Source organism: Flavobacterium supellecticarium, from assembly GCF_004801375.1.
Classification (GTDB): Bacteria; Bacteroidota; Bacteroidia; order Flavobacteriales; family Flavobacteriaceae; genus Flavobacterium; species Flavobacterium supellecticarium.
In genome coordinates, this window is record NZ_SSNZ01000001.1 from 76,963 (window position 1) to 101,805 (window position 24,843).

The following is a 24,843-nucleotide window of genomic DNA, read 5'->3' on the forward strand; positions in this document are numbered from 1 at the left end:
AATAATTGTCAGGGTACCGTTATTAATTCTCAATTTATAATTGTACTTTTGCCAAGTTTTTTACACAACTACAACAAACAACAACACAATGAATCAGACAAAATATATTTTTGTTACAGGAGGTGTGACTTCTTCCTTAGGAAAAGGAATTATCGCAGCTTCTTTAGCTAAATTATTACAGGCAAGAGGTTACCGAACGACGATCCAGAAATTCGATCCCTATATTAATGTGGATCCGGGGACATTAAATCCCTACGAACATGGCGAGTGTTATGTAACGGATGATGGGGCAGAAACCGACCTGGATTTAGGACATTACGAACGTTTTCTAAATGTACCGACATCACAGGCTAATAACGTAACTACCGGTAGAGTCTATCTTTCGGTAATTGAAAAAGAACGTCGTGGTGAGTTTTTAGGAAAAACAGTACAGGTTGTTCCGCATATCACGAACGAAATTAAAGAACGTATGCAATTGCTGGGTAAATCCGGCGATTATGATATAGTGATTACCGAAATTGGTGGAACAGTAGGGGATATCGAATCCTTACCGTATATCGAATCGGTTCGTCAGTTATTATGGGAATTGGGGGATAACAACGGAATTGTGATTCACCTGACATTGGTTCCGTATCTGGCGGCTGCAGGAGAATTAAAAACAAAACCAACGCAACACTCGGTTAAAACCCTGATGGAAAGCGGTATCAAAGCCGATATCCTGGTTTGTAGAACCGAACATGAAATATCGTCTGATTTACGTCAGAAACTGGCCTTGTTTTGTAACGTTAAAAAAGAAGCGGTGATCCAGTCGATCGATGCTTCTACGATTTACGACGTACCAAATTTAATGCTGGAAGAAGGATTGGATCGCGTAGCGTTAAAAAAACTGGACTTACCGGAAAAAAATACTCCGGATTTGTCACAATGGAATGAGTTCTTACACAAACTGAAAAACCCGAAGCACACCGTTAACATCGGTTTGGTTGGTAAATATGTAGAATTACAGGATTCGTATAAATCGATTCTGGAAGCCTTTATTCATGCCGGAGCGGCCAATGAAACAAAAGTGAACGTGATCAGCATTCACTCGGAACATTTGGACGAAAGAACGGTAGCCGACAAGCTAAAAGGTTTGGATGGTATTTTAGTGGCACCGGGATTTGGTGGAAGAGGAATTGAAGGAAAAATCGAAACCGTACGTTTTGCCCGCGAAAACAAAATTCCGTTTTTCGGAATCTGTTTGGGAATGCAAATGGCGGTGATCGAATATTCCAGAAATGTACTGGGTTATGCGGATGCCAATTCAACCGAAATGAACGAAAGTACGGCGTATCCGGTGATCAGTATCATGGAAGAACAAAAAAATATTACCGATAAAGGAGGAACTATGCGTTTGGGGGCCTGGAAATGCACCTTAAAAGAAAACACACTGGCACACTCCATCTATGGGAAAACCAATATTTTGGAACGCCACCGTCACCGTTACGAATTTAACGGCGATTATATGGAGGTTCTGGAAAATGCAGGATTAAAAGCATCGGGTGTGAATCCGGATACCGGACTGGTAGAAGTTATCGAACTGGAAAACCATCCGTTCTTTATCGGAGTACAATACCACCCGGAGTACAAGAGTACCGTTGCGAATCCGCATCCGTTATTCGTACATTTTGTACAGGCGGCGGTTACGAATAAAGTTGGTTGCTAAAAAAGCAACACCGTAAATAGTAAACATTAGAATGGAAGAAAAGAAATTAGACGCAAAATCTATTGTAGGATTTGTTTTGATTGCCGGATTGATGATCTGGATGATGTTTAACAACATCGAAAAAGAGAAAAAATCCATGGCTGCTGACGCTGAAAAAGCGAAAACCGAAAAAGTGGAAAAAGCCCGTGAAGCTGCGGTTAGCAAAGTAATAGCGGATACCACAAAAACCGATTCACTTCGCGTAAAAGCGTTACAGGGATCCTTAGGTGCTTTTGCCTATAGCGCGTCATTGCCGTCGGCTAAAGAAAACGTTACGGAAGTATCCAATGGCGTTTTAACGTTAAAAATTGCGAACAAAGGTGGTTATATTACCGAAGCAACTATTAACGGTTTTGAGCAATTCAGTAAAGATTCTAAAAAACAGGTGGCTTTGATTCAGCAAAACAATGCTAACCTGAACTTACAAATCCATACGCAGGACAATCGTATTTTAAATACGAAAGACCTATATTTCGAACCAACCGTTACCAAAGAAGGCGCTAACGATGTTGTAACCATGCGTTTAAAAGCAGGTGCGAATCAATTCCTGGAATACCGTTATGTATTAAAACCAAAAGAATACATGATGGATTTTGCGATCCGTTCGCAAGGATTGAGCTCGGTAGTGAACACAGCCAAACCATTGGATATGGAATGGCAGTTAAAATCGTTCCGTAACGAGAAAAGTGTAAGCTATGAAAACCGTTATACCGATTTGGTATACGAATACGAAAACGGAAAAGACAACTCACTAAGTGCGGCCAGTAAACTGGACGAAAAATCGGCTGAAGCGGTAACGTATGTAGCCTTTAAACAACACTTCTTTACGTCGATTTTATTAACCGATACTCCGTTTAAAACGGCACAGTTAAAATCGGAAAATCTGGTTCACGATGAAAAAATCGATACGGTTTATACCAAAAACTTTGTAGCAAAATTGCCGTTGGAATTTAAAAACGGCGAATTAAACTATAATATGAACTGGTATTATGGTCCGTCGGATTATAATATTTTAAATTCATACAATAAGAATTTAGACGAAATCATGCCTTTGGGATGGGGAATCTTCGGTTGGATTAACCGTTATGTATTTATCCCGGTTTACAATGTGTTGAGCGATTATATTCCACACGGAATTGCGATTATTATCTTTACGATTTTAGTGCGTTTGGTGATGTCACCGGTAACATATAAATCGTACCTGTCGCAAGCGAAAATGAAAGTATTGCGTCCGGAAATTGCCGAATTAAACGAAAAATACGGTAAAGATCCGATGAAAAAACAACAGGAAACGATGAAACTGTACAATAAAGCAGGCGTAAACCCGATGGCGGGTTGTTTGCCGGCGCTGATGCAGATTCCGGTTTTCTACGCCCTCTTTCAGTTCTTCCCATCTTATTTTGACTTAAGACAGAAGAGTTTCCTTTGGGCAGATGACTTATCATCATACGATTCGGTATTACATTTACCATTCTATATTCCATTCTATGGAAACCACGTGAGTTTATTCCCGATTTTGGCTTCAGTTGCGATTTTCTTCTATATGAAAATGACAACCGGCGATCAGGCAATGAGTACACCGCCACAGGAAGGAATGCCGGATATGAGCAAAATCATGAAAATCATGATCTATGTTTCACCTATCATGATGTTGTTCTTCTTTAATAACTATGCCTCTGGTTTGAGTTTGTACTATTTTATTTCAAACACCATCACAATTGGTATTATGTTGGTTATCAAGAATTACATTGTTAACGAAGAAAAGATCCATGCTCAGATTCAGGAAAATAAGACGAAACCTCAGAAACAGAGTAAGTTTCAACGAAAAATGCAGGAAATGATGGAGCAGGCCGAGGCACAGAAAAATGCCAAGGGTAACAAAAAATAAGAAAAGCATCCATCATGGATGCTTTTTTTGTACAATCTTTTGATAAATTAGCGAACCGACTTTATAAAATTATTTTCAGAATTATACGTTTTAATTTTGGATAAGCCCAATACTATGAAAACAACATTTTTAACGCTATGCTCTTTATTCTCTGCTGTAGCTTTCGCACAGGAAATCAATAAAACCGACGATAAAGGTCAACGTCACGGATTGTGGAAAGGTATTTATGAAGATACTAAGTACCCGCGCTATGAAGGAACATTTGATCATGGTAAAGAAACAGGTGTTTTTAAATATTTCGACAACACCAAAGCAGGTCCGGTTATTGGGACTCGTGATTTTTCAGCCAACGATGGGTCTAATTACAGTATTTTTTTCGATCAGAAAGGAAATAAGGTAAGCGAAGGGAAAATTGTCAACAAAGAACACGAAGGCGAATGGAAGATTTATCACAAAGGGGGGAAACCGGTGATGACACTGGAGTATTATAAAAATGGAAAATTAGACGGTATACGAAAAACTTTCTACCCAAATGGTGCGATTGCCGAAGAAGTAACCTATGTGAACGGCGTAAAGCAAGGGATTTATAAAAAGTATTCCGATAAAGGGGTGGTGATTGAAGAAACGGGTTATTTTAATGATCAATTCGACGGACCGTCCATCTATCGCAATGCGGCCAACGAGGTAACCGTTCGCGGTCAGTTTAAAAATGGTAAAAAATCCGGAATCTGGAAATTCTACGAAAAAAATAAACTGGTTAAGGAAGTCAATGCGAAAAAGGTAAACGATATGACGTTTAAAATGGTTACCGATTCGGACGGAAAGAAGAAACCAACCGAATTAAAAAGCAAAACCGAATAATATTGTACTTTTGCTGAAAATAACTGAAAATCAATATAAAAAGAAGGAGAATAAATAAATGAAACGAGTAGTCGTAGGACTTTCCGGTGGTGTGGATTCGAGTGTGGCAGCCTATCTTTTACAAGAGCAGGGCTATGAAGTGATTGGCCTTTTTATGAAAAACTGGCACGACGATTCGGTAACAATATCGAACGAATGCCCATGGCTGGAAGATAGTAATGATGCGCTTTTAGTAGCCGAAAAATTAGGAATTCCTTTTCAGACAGTCGATCTGAGTGAACAATATAAAGAACGTATCGTAGACTATATGTTTAACGAATACGAAAAGGGGAGAACCCCAAATCCGGATGTACTTTGCAACCGCGAAATCAAGTTTGATGTCTTTATGAAAATTGCGTTAAGTCTTGGTGCCGATTATGTGGCTACCGGACATTATTGTCGTAAAGGAATCCTTGAAAAAGACGGAGAAGAAGTATATCAACTGCTGGCGGGTGTCGATGGGAATAAAGACCAGTCGTATTTCCTGTGTCAGTTATCGCAGGAGCAACTGGCTAAATCCTTGTTTCCTATCGGAGAATTAACCAAACCGCAGGTACGCGAAATTGCAGCGCGCATGGAATTGGTTACGGCTGAAAAGAAAGATTCACAAGGACTTTGTTTTATCGGAAAAGTACGCCTACCGGAGTTTTTACAACAACAATTACAACCGAAAGAAGGATTAATTTTTGAAGTGGATGCCGATAGTCCGGTGTACCATCAGGAACAACCAACATTCGCTTCGCAGGAAGAAGAATTGGCCTATTTATCTAAAAATATAGCCTATACACCCGAATTGGGGAAAGTGGTTGGAAAACACCAGGGCGCGCACTATTTTACAATCGGTCAGCGTAAAGGTTTGAATGTTGGCGGTACAAAAGAACCGTTGTTTATCATTGCTACCGATGTTACGTCGAATACGATTTATACCGGTCAGGGGAACAACCATCCCGGTTTGTTTAAAAAAGCCTTGTTTATCCAACAACCGGAAGTGCACTGGATTCGTGAGGATTTGAAATTAAAAGCCGGTGAAAAAATGGAAGTGATGGCGCGTATCCGCTACCGTCAACCATTACAAAAAGCAACCTTATTCCAATTTGAAGACGGAATGTATGTCCTTTTCGAAGAGCCACAATCGGCCATAACAGAGGGGCAATTTGTCTCCTGGCATATTGGAGAAGAATTAGTTGGTTCGGGAGTAATTTCTTAAATTGCGTTTTCAAATCCCCGAAAACATGAGAACGTACTTTACGCTATTTATACTTTTATTATATAACGTATCCTTTTCACAAGAAGACGCTTGGGTTTATTTTTTGGATAAACCCAATGCGCAAACGTTTCTGAATAATCCGTTGTCAATACTTTCACAACGTGCTTTAGACCGGAGAACCGCACAGGGAATCGCACTGGATGAAAAAGATGCACCCATTCATCAATCCTATATTGATCAGGTAACAGCAACTCCGGGGATTACGGTTATGGCCAAATCCAAATGGTTAAATGCATTACATATTCGCGGAACGCAACAAGCGATCACGAACTTAACAAACCTGCCGTTTGTGAGTAGTGTTGATTTTGCGAATAAAACATTAAATGCCGGAAAAACGATACAAAATCCGGTTTCCGGTTTGTTCCAGAAAGCATTCAGCGTACAGGCGGATTTCCCTTATGGACAATCGGCAACACAAATACAAATGCTTAACGGACATTTACTACATCAGCAAAACTATACCGGTAACGGAAAGATTATTGCCGTACTCGATGCCGGCTTTCCGGGAGTCGATACAACCACACCATTTGCCCGTATCCGAAATAATAATCAGATTAAAGGAGGCTATAATTTTGTAAACCGCAATGCTGATTTTTATACCGGCTACCAACACGGTACCCAGGTGTTGTCGAATATGGCGGCTTATGTCGAAAACCAGTTGGTGGGAACCGCACCGGATGCATCCTATTATTTATTTGTAACGGAAGATTATAATACCGAAAATCCACTGGAAGAAAGCCTTTGGGTGGAAGCGGCAGAAATGGCTGATAGTTTGGGTGTGGATGTGATCAATTCTTCTTTAGGTTATAGTCAGTTCACAAACGCCAGCTATAATTATACCTATCAGGATATGAACGGTACTACAACCTTTGTGACTCGCGGTGCCAATATCGCTTTTACAAGAGGTATGATTGTAGTGTGTTCAGCCGGTAACGAAGGGGCAAAACCGTGGAAATATATTACGGCTCCTGCAGATGGACCAAATGTTTTGACCATCGGTTCTGTAAATGCATCCGAAGTACGTTCGTCGTTTAGTTCGCAGGGACCTACTGCCGACGGACGGATTAAGCCTGATGTAATGGCTATGGGCGCAGCTTCGGTCGTAACTACAGAAACCGGAGAACTAGGCTTTAATAATGGAACATCTTTTTCATCACCAACGCTTGCCGGATTAGTAGCTTGTTTGTGGCAGGCATTACCAGACAAAACCAATGCGGAGATTGTACAACGCATAAAACAATCGGCCGATCGCTATACTAACCCGGACAATTTTTACGGCTATGGAATTCCGGATTTCTATTCGGCCTTAAGTCTTACATTGGCAACCGAGGCTTTTACATTAAACGGATTTAGCCTATATCCTAATCCTACAAATGCAAACCTGACCATTTCGGCTTCGGGACAAAGAGAAGCTAGTTTTGTACTTTACAATAACCTTGGACAGGAAGTAATTCGCAAAAAATTAAATGACTTACAAGAAACAACAGTTGGAATGGAAAATCTGAAATCGGGTATTTACCTATATACGATTGTAGCCGGACAAAATACGTTTTCAGGAAAGATTATAAAAAAATAGTAAATAGTATAATGAATAGAATAACAGAACTTTTTAATATTCAATATCCGATTGTTCAGGGAGGAATGATTTGGAACAGTGGCTATAAATTAGCCAGTGCCGTAAGTAATGCCGGTGGTCTTGGGCTAATTGGTGCGGGATCGATGTACCCGGATGTTTTACGCGAACACATTCAGAAATGTAAAAAAGCAACGGATAAACCTTTTGGCGTAAATGTCCCGATGTTATATCCTAATGTCGAGGAAATTATGAATATTCTTGTCGAAGAAGGGGTTAAAATTGTCTTTACCTCAGCGGGAAATCCGAAAACCTGGACCGCTTTTTTAAAAGAACACGGAATTACCGTAGTACATGTGGTGAGCAGTTCGAAGTTTGCTTTAAAAGCACAGGAAGCCGGAGTCGATGCCGTTGTGGCCGAAGGTTTTGAAGCCGGCGGACATAATGGTCGTGAAGAAACGACTACACTAACACTGATTCCAATGGTGAAGGAGCAAATCAACATTCCGTTAATTGCGGCCGGTGGAATCGCTACCGGAAGAGGAATGTTGGCTGCGATGGTATTAGGCGCTGATGGCATACAAATGGGATCGCGTTTTGCGGCTTCCGAAGAAAGTTCGTCGCACGATAATTTTAAGCAAACAATATTAAATGTAAAAGAAGGGGATACACAGTTAACGTTAAAAGAGTTGGCTCCTGTTCGATTGATCAAAAATAAGTTTTACGAAGAAGTACAGACTCTATATACCAAATGTCCTACACCGGACGAATTAAAAGCCTTATTGGGGCGTGCAAGAGCCAAACGAGGGATGTTTGAAGGTGATCTGGAAGACGGAGAACTGGAAATCGGACAAATAGCAGGATTAATCCACGATATTAAACCGGTTTCAGAAATCGTGACAAATGTTATCGCCGAATTTGAAGCGGCTAAAAAACAAGTAGCAACATTCTAAATAAAAAAAGCCGGCAGTTCGATGCTGCCGGTTTTCTATTCTGCCATTTTTCGCAGTTGATTTTTATCTTTTAAGCTTATTTTTTTTCCGGTTAGGGTAATGACCCCACTTTTGTTAAAATCAGATAATAAACGGATACAACTTTCAGTCGCGGTACCGATAATACTACTCAGCTCTTCACGCGAAAGCTGAATTTTTAAAGTACCGTCAGCATTAACACCAAAAGTATCGTGCAGGTACAATAAAGTCTCAGCCAAACGTTCTTTTACACTTTTTTGCGCCATGGAAACCATATGGTCATCAGCTTCCTTTAGATCACTGCAAATCGTTCGCATTACATTCATGGAAAACTGATTGTTGTTGTTGAAAAATGCAAGAATTTCACTCTTCGGAATAAAACAAACCTGCATATCTTCTAAAGCAATCGCACTTAAATTGGTTGGTTCGTCACTAATCATCGAACGCTGACCTAAAAGTTCGCCGGGTTTTACCAGTTTTACAATCTGGTCTTTACCGTTTTGGCTCAGTTTGGATAATTTACAAACACCGTCTTTTACACAATAAATACCATTGGTAATCTCTCCTTCTTCAAAAATAGGTTCCCCTTTTTTTATAGTGTACGAAGTTTTACAGCTTGCGATCTTCAGTAACTCCTCCTTATTCAAGGCCTTGAGTGAGCTGAATTCCCTAACGATACATTGTTCACATTTCCCCATAAAATTATCCTTAGCGTTTCATACAAATATAACAAAAGTATGACAAATATCATATTTTATATAGAGACGAATTCTAATCTTTGTAATAGGTAAAATGAGCAAATTATGAATACGCAAAATTGTTTCCATTGTGGCAACGATATTGTAAAAACGGAAGAAATCCTCTTTGAGGATAAATCATTCTGTTGTCTGGGTTGTAAAACGGTATATGAAATTTTCAGCCAAAACGACCTGACAAGTTATTACGATTTCGAAAAAGCACCGGGTGCGACACCACAAGAAGTTCACGGAAAATACGATTTTCTCGATAATCGGGAAATCGTTTCCAGATTGCTGGAATTTGAAGAAGAAACGGTACATATTGTATCGCTTTATATTCCGCATATACATTGTAGTTCCTGTATCTGGATACTGGAAAATCTGCAAAAATTACAAAAAGGTATCAGTCAGTCACAGGTAAACTTTTCGCAAAAAAAAGTGCGTATTACTTATGATCCACAACTTACCGATCTGAAGACTATCGTATTACTATTAAACGCTATTGGATACGAACCGTATATAAGTCTTGAAAATTATGAAGGTATCAGGAAAACCGTCGACAGGAGTTTGATTTACAAAATAGGGGTAGCGTTTTTTTGTTTTGGAAACATAATGCTCCTGTCTTTTCCTGAATATTTTGAAGTTGGCGAATACTGGATTGATCAATATAAAGATTTCTTCCGTTGGTTGATCTTCGCACTTTCACTTCCCGCATTTTTCTATTCTGGATGGGGATACTATGTGTCTGCCTGGAAAAGCATTCAATCGCGTATGCTTAGCATTGATATTCCAATCGCATTGGGAATCATTGTCATGTTTGTCAGAAGTACGGTCGATATCGTGTTCGATTATGGCCAGGGCTTTTTTGACAGTATGTGCGGTTTGATCTTTTTTATGTTACTCGGAAAATTATTTCAACAAAAAACCTATAGTTTCCTGTCGTTTGAACGCGATTATAAATCCTATTTTCCAATAGCCGTTACCAAAATTAATCGCGATGGAAGAGAAGAAGCGACACAGGTATATGATGTTGAAAAGGGCGATCGTTTGCTAATCCGAAATCAGGAACTTATCCCGGTTGATGGTATTCTAATCTCCGAAAACGCCTATATCGACTACAGTTTTGTGACTGGTGAAGAAGTGCCGATTGCTAAAAAATCGGGCGATAAAATTTTTGCCGGCGGGAAACAAATCGGAAAAGTGATTGAAATGGAAGTGCTGCATTCCGTTTCACAAAGTTACCTGACACAATTGTGGAGTAATGAAGTTTTTCAGAAAAAAACAAACTTAAAGTATAAAACCATAACCGATACCGTAAGTCGCTATTTTACTCCGGCATTGCTATTATTGGCCTTTATCTCGTTTGGCTATTGGATTTTTATCGATACAAACACTGCTTTTAATGTTTTTACCGCTATATTGATTGTAGCCTGTCCTTGTGCACTGGCACTTACGGCTCCTTTTACACTGGGAAATGTATTGCGGATTATGGGGAATCGGAAACTTTATCTGAAAAATGCAACCGTCATCGAACAAATGGCAAAGGTCGATACCATTGTATTTGATAAAACCGGAACGATTACGTCCAATAAAAAATCGGCAATTGCCTATGAAGGCACACCATTACAGGAAAAAGAAATCGGCAAACTAAAAAACCTACTTCGGGCATCCAATCATCCGTTGAGCAGAAGACTATATGATTTTCTACCGGTTATGGAACTATTGGAAATCAGGGAGTTTGAAGAAATAACCGGAAAAGGGATACGGGCTATCGTTGCCAATAGTGAAATCCGTTTGGGATCGGCAACCTTTGTAGGATCATCAAAAACGGAAAAATCAAAACAAACGAATGTTCACGTCAGTATTGATGGTGAGTATAAAGGAAAGTTCACCTTCGACAACCAATATCGGGAAGGTCTTGAAAAATTGTTTAAAAGGTTAAGTCGGAAATATAGCCTTACCGTTCTTTCCGGAGACAATGAAGGCGAACGGGATAACCTGACGCAATTATTACCGGCTGGAACCATCTTGGTCTTTAATCAGAAACCCGAAGAAAAACTCGCTTATATAAAGGAGTTACAGGAAAAAGGATGCAATGTGATGATGATTGGCGACGGACTAAACGATGCCGGAGCTTTGGCACAGAGCAACGTAGGAATTTCAATTTCCGAAAATGTAAATGTCTTTTCACCGGCTTGCGACGGAATACTCGATGCGAGTCAGTTTTCGAAAATCAGCTATTTCCTAAAGTATTCTCATAACGCTATGAAAACCATCATGATGAGTTTCGGATTGTCACTGCTGTATAATGCCGTAGGATTGAGTTTTGCGGTAACAGGAAATCTTTCACCTCTGGTTGCTGCGATCATTATGCCTTTGAGTACCATCACGATTGTAAGCTTTGTAACGGTAATGAGTAATCTATACGCTCGCAAAGAGCGAAATTAAAATAAAATTTATTTGCATATTAGTGAAATACAGTTGTTTGTCGTATTTAAATATCTGCGAAGACATGATAAATATCATGTTTTTTGACAAACGGCTGAAGTAATTTTGTTTAACACAATTTTAAGGTATGAGTGTCATTTACATTTTAATCTCCATCAGTATAGTTGTTGCTGCGGTGTTTCTGTATGTCTTTATAAAGGCAGTCAAAAGCGGACAGTTTGACGACGATTACACACCATCTGTACGAATGCTTTTCGACGATGAGTTACAGAAGGATAACAAACAAAAAACAGAAACAAAAATAGAAAAACAAAACTAATTATGGAAGTGCAACAATTTTATTACGACAACAAAATTGTAAAGAAATTCCTGTATGCCTCAATCGTTTTTGGGGTTGTGGGAATGCTCGTCGGGCTCCTTATAGCTACGATGTACCTGTTTCCGAATTTAACCGATGGAATCTCCTGGTTGAGTTACGGACGTTTAAGACCATTACATACAAATGCTGTTATTTTTGCCTTTGTAGGGAATGCTATCTTTGCGGGAGTCTACTATTCTTTACAACGATTATTAAAAACCAGAATGTACAGCGATGTACTGAGTAACATCAATTTCTGGGGTTGGCAGTTAATTATAGTTGCCGCTGCCATATCATTACCGTTAGGATATACAACATCTAAAGAATATGCAGAGCTGGAATGGCCCATAGATATTGCCATTGCAATTATTTGGGTAGTATTTGGTATTAATATGATAATGACCATTTTGCGAAGAAGGGAGCGCCATTTATATGTTGCAATCTGGTTTTATCTGGCAACATTTGTGACCGTTGCAGTGCTGCATATCTTTAATAGTCTTGCATTACCAGTGAGTGCCATGAAAAGTTATTCGGTTTATGCCGGAGTTCAGGATGCACTGGTACAATGGTGGTACGGTCATAATGCGGTAGCATTTTTCTTAACCACACCATTCCTCGGACTGATGTATTATTTCGTTCCGAAAGCAGCAAACCGCCCGGTATATTCCTACCGCTTGTCTATCATCCACTTTTGGTCTTTAATTTTCCTGTATATCTGGGCCGGTCCTCACCACTTGTTATACACCGCTTTACCGGATTGGGCACAAAATCTGGGTGTTGTTTTCTCTGTAATGCTAATCGCGCCATCATGGGGAGGTATGATTAACGGATTACTAACACTAAGAGGTGTTTGGGATAAAGTACGAACTGAACCGGTTTTAAAATTCTTCGTCGTGGCAATCACCGGATACGGGATGGCAACATTCGAAGGGCCAATGTTATCCCTTAAAAATGTAAATGCGATTGCACACTTTACCGACTGGATCGTAGCGCACGTTCACGTTGGAGCATTGGCCTGGAATGGTTTTATGACCTTCGGTATGATTTACTGGCTAATCCCGCGTATGACAAAAACACAATTGTATTCGACCAAACTGGCCAATTTCCACTTCTGGATTGGAACGCTGGGGATTATATTATACGCTTTACCACTATATGTAGCCGGATTTGTTCAGGCGCAAATGTGGAAACAATTCAACCCGGACGGTTCATTGGTTTACGGTAACTTCCTGGAAACGGTAAAAGAAATCATGCCAATGTATGCGATGAGAGCCGTTGGTGGTACCCTGTTCGTAATTGGTTTACTGGTACTGGTATACAACATTATCATGACCATTAAAGTAGGTCAGAAAATTGAAGATGAATTGGCAGAAGCACCGGAATTACAAAAAATTTCAAGCGGCCGACTAAAAGGCGAAAAATTCCACGGATGGTTGGAAAGAAAACCAATCCAGTTGACCGTTTTAGCGACTATAGCCATCCTTATCGGTGGTATTGTACAGATTATTCCAACACTGGTAGTAAAATCGAATATTCCAACGATTACAAGTGTTAAACCGTATACACCGCTGGAGCTGGAAGGGCGTGATCTGTATATCCGCGAAGGCTGTGTGGGTTGTCACTCTCAAATGGTACGACCTTTCCGTTCGGAAGTAGAGCGTTATGGCGAATATTCCAAATCCGGAGAATATGTTTACGATCACCCGTTCTTATGGGGATCCAAACGAACCGGTCCCGATTTGATGCGTGTAGGTGGAAAATATTCCGACAACTGGCATTTTAACCATATGTGGGATCCACAAAGTACCTCAGCAGGATCTATTATGCCGGGTTACAAATGGCTGTTCGATAACAAACCGATGGATTATTCCAAAACAGAAGATAAAATGAGGGTCATGGTAAAATTAGGGGTTCCATATACCGATCAGGAAATCGCCAATGCGCAACAACAGATTAAAGAGCAGGCTCAAAAAATAGAAAAGAATTTACATGCCGATCCGGATTTTGTGAAGAGTTATGAAGAAAGTAAAAAGAATGCTGCTGCCAGAGGAGAAGCTTTTGTACCAATGCATGACCGGGAAATTGTAGCCTTAATTGCCTACTTACAACGCCTGGGAACGGATATTAAAGTTAAAGATGTAGCGGAAAATAAAAATTAATTTGTTATGCTAAAGTTCATCAAACACAATATGGAGACCATTTCAGGAATTGAAATCTATCCCATCATTTCACTGCTTATTTTCTTCCTGTTTTTTATAGGATTGTACGTGTGGGTTTTCACCTATAAAAAAGAAAAAATCACCGAAATGAGTAATATCCCTTTTGAAGATCAGGACATGGCCAACAACCAATAATTGTAAGTAATATGAAAAAGTATTTTCCAGTATATGTTCGAATTCCGGTTTTATTTGCCATCTTTTTTATGGCCATGGAATTCTTTATCGATTCCGGCGACAGACCCGCTTTTATCAAGTATCCTATCGTATCGATGATCTTATTATTGTTCCTTTTTGTATTGATTGCAATAGAAATTGTCCTAAAAGCGACCAATAATATCCTTGATGCGCTGTTAACGGAAGAGCAACGCAAACAAAAAGAAATCGAAGAGAATCTTCCGTTGGCTGAAACACCGTTTGTAAAAAATCTGTTGCAAAAACTGACGCGTTCCCGTAAAATGGAAGAAGAAGGCGAGTTGATGATGGATCACGATTACGACGGGATTAAAGAGTTGGATAATGTATTGCCGCCATGGTGGGTATATTTGTTCTATGCCTGTATCGCTTTCGCCTTTATTTATCTGGTAAAATTCCACATCCTGGGTTATGACGATCAGACTGCGGAATTTGAAAAAGAAATGGCGGAAGCCAAAATAGCAGTCGAAGAATACAAAAAAACGGCACCGGATTTAATGGATAAAGAAAAAGTAACATTGCTCACGGATGCGGCTTCACTGGCTGCCGGTAAAGCGATTTTCGAAACTAACTGTATCGCTTGTCACCGAAATGATGGCGGTGGAGGTATCGGACCGAATTTAACCGACGACCACTGGATTCTTGGAGGTGGAATCAAAAATGTATTCAATACGGTTATGGAAGGTGGACGTGATGGAAAAGGAATGGTATCCTGGAAAGCGATTATCAAACCATCCGATATCCAGAAAGTAGCCAGTTATGTGCTGAGTTTGCAAGGATCTAATCCAAAAGATGGAAAAGCTCCGGAAGGTGATGTTTGGAAAGACAACAGTGCTCCGGCTACCGATGCTGCCAAACCGGCCGACAGCCTTCATACGGCTGCTGTAACCCTAAAGTAAAATAACACCTCGGGATTCATAATCCTGAGGTTAAATCAAAAATATCATGTCTGGTTTACCCGATGAAAGTTTTAGAGATAGTATCGGAACTATCGATAAAGAAGGTAAAAGAGCTTGGGTTTTCCCTAAAATTCCGAAAGGAAAATTCTACGAAAAAAGAAAGCTGGTCAGCTATTTTCTGTTAGCCTTCTTGTTTTCGGCCCCTTTTATTAAAATTAACGGAAATCAGTTTCTGTTATTTAATGTGTTGGATCGGAAGTTTAATTTTTTTGGATTTCCATTCTGGCCACAGGATTTCCACTTGGTGGTAATCTCAATGATCGTTGGTGTTGTGTTTGTAACACTCTTTACCGTTGCTTTCGGACGTATTTTTTGCGGATGGATTTGTCCGCAGACCATTTTTATGGAAATGGTTTTCCGACGAATCGAATTCTGGATCGATGGCGACAGAGGGGCACAAATGCGTTTGGCCAAACAAGAGTGGAATGCCGAAAAAATACGAAAAAGAGTTACCAAATGGATCGTGTTCTTTATCATATCGTTTTTAATTGCCAATGTATTTCTGGCCTATCTGGTTGGAAGTGACCATGTGCTCGAAATGGTAAAAGAAGGACCGTTTCACAATACCAATACGTTGATCGCGCTGTTGATTTTTACAGCAGTGTTCTATTTTGTTTTTGCGTGGCTCAGAGAACAGGTTTGTATTATTGCTTGTCCTTACGGGCGTTTACAGGGCGTGTTATTGGATAATAAGTCAATTGTTGTGGCCTACGACCATGTGAGGGGAGAAGGTGAAAACGGAAGAGCCAAATTCCGTAAAAATGAAGACCGGTCACAAGTCGGAAAAGGGGACTGTATCGATTGCCGGCAATGTGTAAACGTATGTCCAACCGGAATCGATATCCGAAACGGAACGCAATTGGAATGTATCAATTGTACCGCTTGTATCGACGAATGTGATCACATCATGGAAAGTGTCAACCTGCCAAAAGGATTGATTCGCTATGCCTCTGAAGATGAAATTGTAAAAAAAGAAAAATTCGTCTTTACGGCACGAATGAAAGGTTATGTGTCTGTTCTGATAATATTAACCGGTGTTTTCATTGGAATGTTGTTTCTAAGAAACGAAGTGGAAGCTACCGTATTGCGGTTGCCGGGACAATTATACGAACGTAAAGGCGATAATATTAGCAATGTATTTACCTATAAAATCGTGAATAAAACGGTAAAAGATTTTAATAAGGTACACTTTAAGTTAGTAGATCCTAAAGGAAAAATTATAGTAGTGGGAAAACCACAGTTTCAGATTAAAAAAGAAGGAATGGCTCAGGGAACCTTGTTTATTGAGATCCATCCGGCTTTTCTAAAAGGAGATAAAACCAAAATAACGATTGAAGTCTATGACGGAGACGTATTGATTGAAACCACGACGACCAACTTTTTAGGTCCGCGAAGTTTTAACTAAAGAATCGTTTATAACCCTTAAAAAAAACGCACCATGAAAGTAAATTGGGGAACCAGTATTGTAATCGCTTTCGGATTATTTATCACTTTTATTATGTACTTCGTATTTAAAGTACAGTCTGATAAAAATTATGACCACGAAATGGTTACGGAAGAATATTATAAAAAAGAAATGAGCTTTCAGCAACAGCTCGATAAAGAACAGAATGCGGCCGACTTAACCGAAAAAGTGACAGTCTCCACAACACCAGAAGGTATTATGATTGCTTTTCCGGCAAGTTTCAATAAAGACAAAATCAAAGGAAAAGTGTCCCTTTACAGACCGTCCAACCAGAAACTGGACTTCGAAGTTCCGATTTCGTTGTCTGCTTCAAATTTGCTCATACCTAAAACAAATTTGGTGGACGGTCGCTGGGACATTGCTATCGATTGGGAATACGAAGGAAAAGCCTATTTGAATAAGTTAGTAGTCAATTTGTAATTTTTAGTTTGTAGTCAGGGATGTTTTTAATAGTTTTTTGGTTGTCTCCTGGCTACAAACTAAATTAATCCGAAAAAGTATGTTGCTTTCTGCATTTATATTCGGTTTGGTAAGTAGTCTACACTGTATTGGTATGTGTGGACCTATTGCCATGATGTTACCAGTTGATCAGCATAATCCAGCTAAAAAAGTAATCCAGATATTAATGTACCATGGTGGTCGTTTAATGGCCTATGCTACCTTAGGATTGGTTTTTGGGATGGTAGGAAAAGGTCTTTATTTGGCCGGATTGCAGCAACAAATGTCTATTATAGCCGGAATTTTAATGATTGTAGTCGTGCTTGTTCCGGAGAAAGTCCTCGCGCGTTATAATTTTTCAAAACCGGTGTATCGTCTGCTTTCTAAAATTAAAAGTAGTCTGGGAAATCAGTTTAAAAAGAAAAGTTATACAGCACTTTTTACAATAGGTCTGCTTAATGGATTGCTGCCTTGTGGATTGGTATATGCCGCTCTGTTTGGTGCCATTGCGATGCAGAGTGAATCACTCGGTGTTGTATATATGTTACTTTACGGATTAGGAACGATACCCATGATGAGCACGGTTGTATATGCCTCCAATTGGATTAGTCAGCCAATACGAAACAAAATAGGGAAAATAATTCCTTATGTAGCGGTTTGTATTGGTATGTTGTTTATATTGAGAGGATTGGGGCTCGGTATTCCATATGTTTCTCCCGGGAATATGAGTCTTTTTGTTAGAGGTGAAGCACATTGTGGTTAAGGAACCAGTGCCATCCGGACTTGTTTTCGTAGTTCGGGGATAACTTCCTCCTCAAACCAGGGATTTTTTTTCTGCCAGATCCGGTTTCGCGGTGATGGATGAACCAAAGGAAAATAATCCGGTAAAAAATCGCGGTAATGCGATACGTTTTCTGTCAACGTTCGATAGGAGCGTTCCTTAAGATAGTAGGATTGGGCATATGACCCAATCAATAAAATAAGTTTTACATCCGTAAGTGCCGTAAGGATCTGTGAATGCCAGGTTGGCGCACATTCCGGCCTCGGACGTAAATCCCCTGATTTTCCTCTACCCGGAAAACAAAACCCCATTGGAACGATACCAAATAATGACGTATCGTAAAATTCAGATGGTTCCACATCTAACCAGTTTCTTAATTTTTCCCCACTTGCATCATTCCACGGAATCCCACTGGTATGCGCCTTTTGTCCCGGTGCCTGTCCGATAATTAAAACCCGGGAGGTACTCTCAAAAGAAAGTATAGGCTTTGGTAGGTTAGGTAATGATGCCTGACACAGTGTACACAAATGGATACGTTCTAATAACGGATTCATAATGAAATGTTTTAGATCAAAAGGTTTAAGTAGTAAAAATAATACTTCTTCCTGTATTTTGATTGTGTTCGGTCTGGTATTGAAAAAAGGTTTTTGATTTTAAAATTTAAGGGTAACATGAAGAAAAAACAACTAAAATTTATGCTAAAAGCGACGTTTTGGGCAATGGTCATTGTGTATGGAATAACCAGTCTGTGGATGTTTTATTTTCTCGAACCGATTACCGATATAAAAAAAGAAGTAACTGCTATTGTCGAAAATCCGGTAAAAGTTACTGATAATCTCCCGAAAGCTTATATTCTGACACCGGAAATAGCAGGTCTTATTTGTAACGAAAAATGTGAAATAGATTCCTGTCTGCACAATAAGGAAATCCTGATCGTCGGAACTGTGCTTAGAAGAAATCAGGATATCGATAAAACGCCCTATCTGATATTAAAGGTAGGAGATATGGATAACATTGGATGCTATATGAAACAACTTTACAACGATATTAAAAATGGAGATAAAGTCATGCTGAAAGGTATTTACAGACAGTTTGCCTTTAATAATATTGTGATCACCGATGCAGAACTGCTTTAAATCAAATCGTCATTGAAAATAACTGGGTTTGTGGAGCTTTTCGCTTCAGGCGTAAATCAAAAGCCATACAGATATTTCGAACAAATGGCTTTCCCTTTTCGGTAACAGTAATGCTATCGGCTGTCATGACCACTAATTCATCTTTTTCCATTTCCCGTAATTGTGCTATTATGATGTCTTTTTCGGGAAATGTTTCTTGCGTCCAACTCGTTTGAAAACGGCACATCAGGTTTAAAATATGACGACGAATGATCAAATCTTCATCCGTTAAAAGATGACCTTTAAAAACTGCCAGTTCGTTTTGTTCCAGTCGGGCATAATAGTCTTCCAGTGTTTTTTCATTTTGAGCAAAAGCATACCAACTGTCGCTAATAGAGGACATACCCAATCCAATCATCAATTGTGTTTTGGAGGAGGTATAACCCATAAAATTACGGTGTAACTTTCCTTTATGGAATGCTGTATACATCGAGTCTTCTTCAATTGCAAAATGATCCATACCGATTTCATGAAAACCGTTTTTTTCCAACATCATTTTTCCGACCTCATAAAGTTGCCTTTTTTTCTGATCTTTAGGTACATCTTCGTCTTTAAAACCACGTTGCCCGGTTCCTTTAATCCACGGTACATGGGCATAACTGTAAAATGACAGACGGTGTGGCGCCAACGATTTTGTTTTTTCGATCGTATCAATCACATCTTCCAGTTTTTGAAAAGGTAAACCAAATACAAGATCATGCGAAATAGAGGTATAGCCAATTTCTTTAGCCCAAAAAGTTACTTTGGCTACATTGTGAAACGGTTGTTCACGATGGATCGCTTTCTGAACGACGGGACTGTAGTCCTGAACACCAAAACTGACCCTGCGAAATCCCAGTTTATAAAGGTGTTCCAGATGTGCCCGGGTTGTATTGTTGGGATGTCCTTCAAAGCTGAATTCGTAGTTATCCATACGGTTGGCACGACTCAAAATTCCATTGATCAAAAGTTCAAGGTTTTCCGGAGAAAAAAAGGTAGGTGTACCACCGCCCAAATGGATTTCCCGGATATTCGGTGTTTCCGGAAAGGTATCGCAATACAATGCCCATTCCTTTAAAACCGCCTGAATATAGGTGTCTTCAACATCATGACGTTTGGTAATCCGTTTGTGACATCCGCAAAAAGTACATAGACTTTCGCAAAACGGTAGATGTATATAAAGACTAATGCCTTCGGAAGTATTGCTCTCCCGAAACGAACGGATATATGTATCCCGCCATGCCGCAACAGAAAACTGCGAATCGTCCCAATACGGAACCGTTGGATAGCTTGTATAGCGCGGTCCGGGAACATTATATTTTTGAACTAGTGAAATTGCCATAACCTAAAACTGAATTTTCAACAAACAAAAATAAGCCGTTGTGCGACGGTAAAAAATGATATTTATCATACAAAAACATTGACGGTCGATTACGGACATTTTTTGTACTTTTAGGGCTTTAATATTGAACGATTATGATACGGAACATTTTTAAACTGTTATTTTTGCTATTGTTTTTTACCGCTTGTCAGGCGCAGGTAAAAGACGGAACGCAATTGGTAAACCCGGAAGTTTTTGAAAAAACAATCACAGCCAATAAAGGACAACTGATCGATGTGCGTACTCCAAAAGAATACCAGTCCGGTCACCTCAAAGGGGCTAAAAATCTGCATCTTTACGAAAAGAACTTCGCAGAGGAAGTGGACAAATTGGATAAAACAAAACCGGTTTATGTTTACTGCAAAGCAGGAGGAAGAAGCGCCGAAGCCGTTGAAATCCTACAAGAAAAGGGGTTTAAAAAGATCGTGGAACTGGACGGTGGTATCGACGCATGGAATGATCAGAAAAAACCGGTGGAAAAATAAGTTTTTACTACATGACAAACCTGGATTATATATTTTTAGTTTTGTGCCTGCTGATCCTTTGCATCGCGGGCTATCTCTTGTATCGACTGCAACAGTTGGAAAAAGAGAAAAAGTATATGCAGGTTAAATATGTGGATTTTGAAGAACGGTTCAACCATTTGCAATTGGAAACACTCGAATCCAAACTGAATCCGCATTTGTTTAAAAATATATTAAATTCGATACAATCGCATGCCTATCAAACCTATTTTGCGATGGATAAGTTGTCGAATGTACTGGATTATATCTTGTATGAAAGTAGAAGGCGTTTTGTGAGCCCAAAGGAAGAAATCGACTTCGCTTTAAACCTGATTGAGATTAATAAAATCAAAATTAGTCCGCTTTTTGCACTTACGGTAAAAAAGAAAATCGACGAAACGGATGCCTCATACCAGCAACAGTTAATGGCGCCGCTAATTTCAATCGATCTGATTGAAAATGCTTTTAAACATGCCGATTTACAAAGTGCCGATGCTTTTATTACGGTTGTTATCGAATTAAAAGGTCAGGTTTTTTCAATGACGGTGACCAATAAAATTTCCAGTAAAGCGGCCTTTAAAAAAGAAAATAGTGGACTAGGATCGGAAACCTTGGAACAACGATTAAAGATTATTTATAAAAACCATTATAAACTGGACAAATTCATTGAAGGAGATGTCTATGTTGCACAATTAAAAATTGATTTACGTGAGTACAAAACTCAAATGCTTGCTTCTTGATGACGAATTACCGGGATTAACCTATCTTAAAATGCTTTGTGAGCAAATTCCCGAATTGGAAGTGATCAAAGCTTTTAATAACCCGGAAACCTTTCTTGCCGAATGTAATAAGTATGATTTTGACCTTTTGATTTCCGATATTGAGATGCCGGGAATCAATGGATTACAAGTCGCTAACTTATTGGAAGGGAAGGCAATTATTTTTACTACGGCTTATAAAGACTTTGCGGTTGAAGCATACGACCTTGATGCGGTGGATTATGTCGTAAAACCAATTAAAAAAGAACGTCTGCAGCAAGCGGTTCAAAAAGCATTAAAACGTTTTGAAACTACAAAAACGATTCGAAAACACCTACAGTTAAATACCGATAAAGGAAAAACCATATTGTCGATCGATCAGATTTTCTTTATCAAATCGGCAGAAACGGACAGCCGGGATAAAGTGATTTATTTACAGGATCTTACCAATTTTGTCGCTAAAAATTACTCTTTTGACAAGTTGTTACAACAATTGCCTGCGGAAGAATTTTGCCGCATCAATAAAAAAGAAGCATTGGCTATAAAAAACATACAGTTTTATTCGCACGACGAGATTACTGCCAATGTGATGATGGCAAATGGTAAGCCGTTTAGTTTCGGTTTAAGTGAAAGTTACCGACCGGAATTTGTAGACAAAGTGAAGCTATAGTATTTCGTTACAATTTTTGCCGGCTTCGTTACAAGAGGTGTTTTTAATAGTACAAATTCATTTTTTTCAAGGCTTTATATAGCATATTTGCACCAAAATAAGTGTAAGCCAAAATGATAACTTATGAAAAATTTTAAAAACAGCTTTTTTTATTTCGGCGTATTGGGAGTCGCTTTTGCGGCTATGTATTGGACTGTCCAAAACGGAAAGGTTCTGGAAAGTGGCCGTCATATTGTATTGCCCAATTCCGGGAATAGCCAATGGCAGGAATTTTTAGCATCTCTGATTCATAATCTGACACATCCGTTGGCGATTTTATTAGCACAAATTGTGACCATTGTTTTTGTGGCGCGTTTATTCGGAGAGTTATGTAAAAAAATAGGCCAACCAATGGTTATTGGTGAGATCCTGGCCGGTATTGTCTTAGGTCCTTCGCTTGTGGGAACCTATTTCCCGGAGTTTTCCAATTTATTATTTCCAGAAGCCTCATTAGGGAATTTACAGTTCCTGAGTCAGATCGGATTAATTCTTTTTATGTTTGTGGTCGGGATGGAACTCGATCTGAAAGTACTCCAAAATAAAGCCAAAGAAGCAGTAGTTATCAGCCATGCGAGTATCGTGATTCCGTTTACCCTCGGGATGGTTCTGGCTTATTTTATTTACACCCAATTTGCCCCGGATGGTGTAGAATTCCTTTCGTTTGCTTTGTTTACCGGTATCGCAATGAGTATTACGGCTTTCCCGGTATTGGCACGTATTGTACAGGAAAGAGGATTACACCGAACCAAACTTGGCGCCATGGTAATTACCTGTGCCGCAGCCGACGATATTACGGCCTGGTGTATTCTGGCCGCTGTAATCGCAATCGTTAAGGCCGGTTCGTTTTTAAGTTCCTTATATATTATAGCATTGGCGATTATCTATGTGATTCTAATGCTAAAAGTGGTGCGCCCGTTCCTAAAAAGAATCGGGGAATTGTACACCAGTAAAGAAAGCATTACCAAATCGGTTGTGGCAATATTTTTCCTGACATTATTAATTTCATCCTATGCTACGGAAGTAATCGGTATCCATGCTTTATTCGGAGCTTTTATGGCCGGAGCGATTATGCCGGACAATATGCGTTTTCGAAATATCTTTATCGAAAAAGTGGAAGACGTTTCGCAGGTAATGTTACTACCGTTGTTTTTCGTTTTTACCGGATTACGTACGCAAATCGGACTTTTGGATGATCCGTATTTATGGAAAATCTGTGGTTTGATTGTATTGGTAGCGGTTGTTGGAAAATTTGTAGGAAGTACAATAACAGCCAGATTTGTAGGTCAGAACTGGCGTGATAGTCTAATGATCGGCGCGCTGATGAATACCAGAGGATTGATGGAGCTGGTCGTGTTAAATATCGGATATGATTTAGGGGTGTTAAAACCGGAAATCTTTGCGATGATGGTTATCATGGCTTTGGCTACGACCTTAATGACCGGACCGGCTTTAGATTTGATCAATTTCATATTCAAGACCAAAGACGAGATTATCCCGGCTGAAATCAGTCAGGTAAGTAAATATAAGGTATTGGTGTCGTTCGATACGCCAGAAGAAGGAAAAGGTTTATTACGACTTGCGAATACTTTTGTTAAGAAGATGAAGAAAAATGCGATGGTTACGGCCATGCATATTCCGTCGAGTAACGAAGTACATCCCTTTAATGTGGAAGAATTCGAAGAACAATGTTTTAAACCGGTATTAGCCGAATCAAAAGAGTTAAAACAAAAGGTGACTACCTTGTTTAAAACCTCAACCGACGTGGATTCGGATATTATTGAAGTGTCTAATAAAGGTGAATTTGACCTGGTTTTGGTCGCTTTAGGACAATCTATTTTTGAAGGCACACTATTGGGGAAAATTCTTGGTTTTACAACCCGTATCATCAATCCGGAAAACCTGTTGAATAAGTTTACCGGTAAGGAAAAACTATTCGAAAATTCACCGTTTGACGAGCGAACCGAACAGATTCTGGCAAAAACAGAAGTTCCGGTTGGGGTGTTGGTGAACAAAAATTTTGAAAAAGCCGATCGCGTTTTTGTAACCTTATTTGATGATTCCGATGCTTTCCTGATCGAATATGCCCAAAAGCTGATCGCAAATGTCGAATCGCAGGTAACGGTGCTGGATGTGGTTGGAAATATTAAAAATAATGCGACGATTAAAGAAGGTATCCGCGCTATCGAACAACAGGCGCCCAATCATATTAAGTTGTTAAACGAACGCAAAATCGAAAAAGACTTTTTACAGGATCAAGATTTGATGATCATTAGTGTTGACAGTTGGAAAAAACTGGTAGAATCCAGAAGTACCTGGCTTAACAACACACCATCACTTCTAATCTTAAAACCTTAAAAAGAAGTTAAGAATTTAAAATACCGTTGGCAAATTGTATTTT

22 protein-coding genes are annotated in these 24,843 nt (G+C 39.4%); 19 read left to right on the top strand and 3 right to left on the bottom strand.

Going from position 1 to position 24,843, the window contains the following annotated elements:
• Positions 1-88 precede the first annotated feature (88 nt).
• The 6 genes from E6C50_RS00395 to E6C50_RS00420 all read left to right on the top strand — a co-directional run bounded on the left by E6C50_RS00395 (position 89) and on the right by E6C50_RS00420 (position 8,325).
• Positions 89-1,705, top strand: coding sequence for a CTP synthase (locus tag E6C50_RS00395; RefSeq protein ID WP_136401230.1), 1,617 nt, complete (start codon positions 89-91; stop codon positions 1,703-1,705).
• A gap of 31 nt (positions 1,706-1,736) precedes the next feature.
• Positions 1,737-3,632 (top strand): membrane protein insertase YidC, encoded by a 1,896-nt coding sequence (yidC, locus tag E6C50_RS00400; RefSeq protein WP_136401231.1) that lies wholly within the window; start codon positions 1,737-1,739, stop codon positions 3,630-3,632.
• 114 nt (positions 3,633-3,746) lie between these two features.
• Entirely contained in the window at positions 3,747-4,493 is a 747-nt protein-coding gene (locus E6C50_RS00405; protein ID WP_136401232.1) for a toxin-antitoxin system YwqK family antitoxin, read from the top strand.
• 58 nt (positions 4,494-4,551) lie between these two features.
• Complete coding sequence (mnmA, locus tag E6C50_RS00410; RefSeq protein WP_136401233.1) at positions 4,552-5,739, top strand: tRNA 2-thiouridine(34) synthase MnmA; 1,188 nt, start codon at positions 4,552-4,554, stop codon at positions 5,737-5,739.
• Between the two features lie 25 nt (positions 5,740-5,764).
• Positions 5,765-7,375, top strand: coding sequence for a S8 family serine peptidase (locus E6C50_RS00415; protein WP_136401234.1), 1,611 nt, complete (start codon positions 5,765-5,767; stop codon positions 7,373-7,375).
• An 11-nt stretch (positions 7,376-7,386) separates the two neighbouring features.
• Positions 7,387-8,325, top strand: a complete 939-nt coding sequence (locus E6C50_RS00420; protein WP_136401235.1) for an NAD(P)H-dependent flavin oxidoreductase — start codon at positions 7,387-7,389, stop codon at positions 8,323-8,325.
• Between the two features lie 35 nt (positions 8,326-8,360).
• Here E6C50_RS00420 and E6C50_RS00425 read toward each other — a convergent pair whose 3' ends face one another.
• Complete coding sequence (locus E6C50_RS00425; RefSeq protein ID WP_136401236.1) at positions 8,361-9,041, bottom strand: Crp/Fnr family transcriptional regulator; 681 nt, start codon at positions 9,039-9,041, stop codon at positions 8,361-8,363.
• 105 nt (positions 9,042-9,146) lie between these two features.
• On the opposite strand from E6C50_RS00425, the gene E6C50_RS00430 reads away from it, so the two are divergent.
• From E6C50_RS00430 to E6C50_RS00465, 8 genes are all read left to right on the top strand, one after another.
• On the top strand, positions 9,147-11,528 hold the full coding sequence (locus E6C50_RS00430; protein WP_136401237.1) for a heavy metal translocating P-type ATPase: 2,382 nt from the start codon (positions 9,147-9,149) through the stop codon (positions 11,526-11,528).
• A 127-nt stretch (positions 11,529-11,655) separates the two neighbouring features.
• Positions 11,656-11,847 (top strand): cbb3-type cytochrome oxidase assembly protein CcoS, encoded by a 192-nt coding sequence (gene ccoS / locus E6C50_RS00435; RefSeq protein WP_136401238.1) that lies wholly within the window; start codon positions 11,656-11,658, stop codon positions 11,845-11,847.
• 2 nt (positions 11,848-11,849) lie between these two features.
• Positions 11,850-14,045: a cytochrome-c oxidase, cbb3-type subunit I gene (gene ccoN / locus E6C50_RS00440; RefSeq protein ID WP_136401239.1), complete on the top strand. Its 2,196-nt coding sequence runs from the start codon at positions 11,850-11,852 to the stop codon at positions 14,043-14,045.
• A gap of 6 nt (positions 14,046-14,051) precedes the next feature.
• Positions 14,052-14,240: a CcoQ/FixQ family Cbb3-type cytochrome c oxidase assembly chaperone gene (locus E6C50_RS00445; protein ID WP_136401240.1), complete on the top strand. Its 189-nt coding sequence runs from the start codon at positions 14,052-14,054 to the stop codon at positions 14,238-14,240.
• Between the two features lie 11 nt (positions 14,241-14,251).
• Complete coding sequence (locus E6C50_RS00450; RefSeq protein ID WP_136401241.1) at positions 14,252-15,196, top strand: cbb3-type cytochrome c oxidase N-terminal domain-containing protein; 945 nt, start codon at positions 14,252-14,254, stop codon at positions 15,194-15,196.
• A gap of 46 nt (positions 15,197-15,242) precedes the next feature.
• Positions 15,243-16,661, top strand: coding sequence for a cytochrome c oxidase accessory protein CcoG (gene ccoG, locus E6C50_RS00455; RefSeq protein ID WP_136401242.1), 1,419 nt, complete (start codon positions 15,243-15,245; stop codon positions 16,659-16,661).
• Positions 16,662-16,694: 33 nt separating this feature from the next.
• Positions 16,695-17,141, top strand: a complete 447-nt coding sequence (locus E6C50_RS00460) for a FixH family protein (protein ID WP_136401243.1) — start codon at positions 16,695-16,697, stop codon at positions 17,139-17,141.
• A 79-nt stretch (positions 17,142-17,220) separates the two neighbouring features.
• Positions 17,221-17,922 carry a sulfite exporter TauE/SafE family protein gene (locus tag E6C50_RS00465; protein ID WP_136401244.1) on the top strand — a complete coding sequence of 234 codons (702 nt, stop codon included), beginning with the start codon at positions 17,221-17,223 and terminating at the stop codon, positions 17,920-17,922.
• Here the strand turns inward: E6C50_RS00465 and E6C50_RS00470 are convergent.
• The gene (locus tag E6C50_RS00470; RefSeq protein ID WP_136401245.1) at positions 17,919-18,494 is read right to left on the bottom strand and encodes a uracil-DNA glycosylase family protein; all 576 of its coding nucleotides are present in this window, start codon (positions 18,492-18,494) and stop codon (positions 17,919-17,921) included. The genes E6C50_RS00465 and E6C50_RS00470 overlap by 4 nt on opposite strands.
• A 117-nt stretch (positions 18,495-18,611) precedes the next feature.
• Here E6C50_RS00470 and E6C50_RS00475 point away from each other — a divergent pair, with 117 nt between their 5' ends.
• Positions 18,612-19,076, top strand: a complete 465-nt coding sequence (locus E6C50_RS00475) for a hypothetical protein (protein ID WP_136401246.1) — start codon at positions 18,612-18,614, stop codon at positions 19,074-19,076.
• Position 19,077: 1 nt separating this feature from the next.
• Here E6C50_RS00475 and hemN read toward each other — a convergent pair whose 3' ends face one another.
• Positions 19,078-20,436, bottom strand: coding sequence for an oxygen-independent coproporphyrinogen III oxidase (hemN, locus tag E6C50_RS00480; protein ID WP_136401247.1), 1,359 nt, complete (start codon positions 20,434-20,436; stop codon positions 19,078-19,080).
• 134 nt (positions 20,437-20,570) lie between these two features.
• On the opposite strand from hemN, the gene E6C50_RS00485 reads away from it, so the two are divergent.
• The 4 genes from E6C50_RS00485 to E6C50_RS00500 all read left to right on the top strand — a co-directional run bounded on the left by E6C50_RS00485 (position 20,571) and on the right by E6C50_RS00500 (position 24,800).
• Positions 20,571-20,960: a rhodanese-like domain-containing protein gene (locus E6C50_RS00485; RefSeq protein ID WP_136401248.1), complete on the top strand. Its 390-nt coding sequence runs from the start codon at positions 20,571-20,573 to the stop codon at positions 20,958-20,960.
• An 11-nt stretch (positions 20,961-20,971) separates the two neighbouring features.
• The gene (locus E6C50_RS00490) at positions 20,972-21,718 is read left to right on the top strand and encodes a sensor histidine kinase (RefSeq protein WP_211089508.1); all 747 of its coding nucleotides are present in this window, start codon (positions 20,972-20,974) and stop codon (positions 21,716-21,718) included.
• Positions 21,687-22,406, top strand: coding sequence for a LytR/AlgR family response regulator transcription factor (locus tag E6C50_RS00495; RefSeq protein ID WP_136401249.1), 720 nt, complete (start codon positions 21,687-21,689; stop codon positions 22,404-22,406). Before E6C50_RS00490 ends, E6C50_RS00495 begins: the two co-directional genes overlap by 32 nt.
• A 123-nt stretch (positions 22,407-22,529) precedes the next feature.
• Positions 22,530-24,800: a cation:proton antiporter domain-containing protein gene (locus E6C50_RS00500; protein ID WP_136401250.1), complete on the top strand. Its 2,271-nt coding sequence runs from the start codon at positions 22,530-22,532 to the stop codon at positions 24,798-24,800.
• The last annotated feature ends 43 nt before the right edge of the window (positions 24,801-24,843 follow it).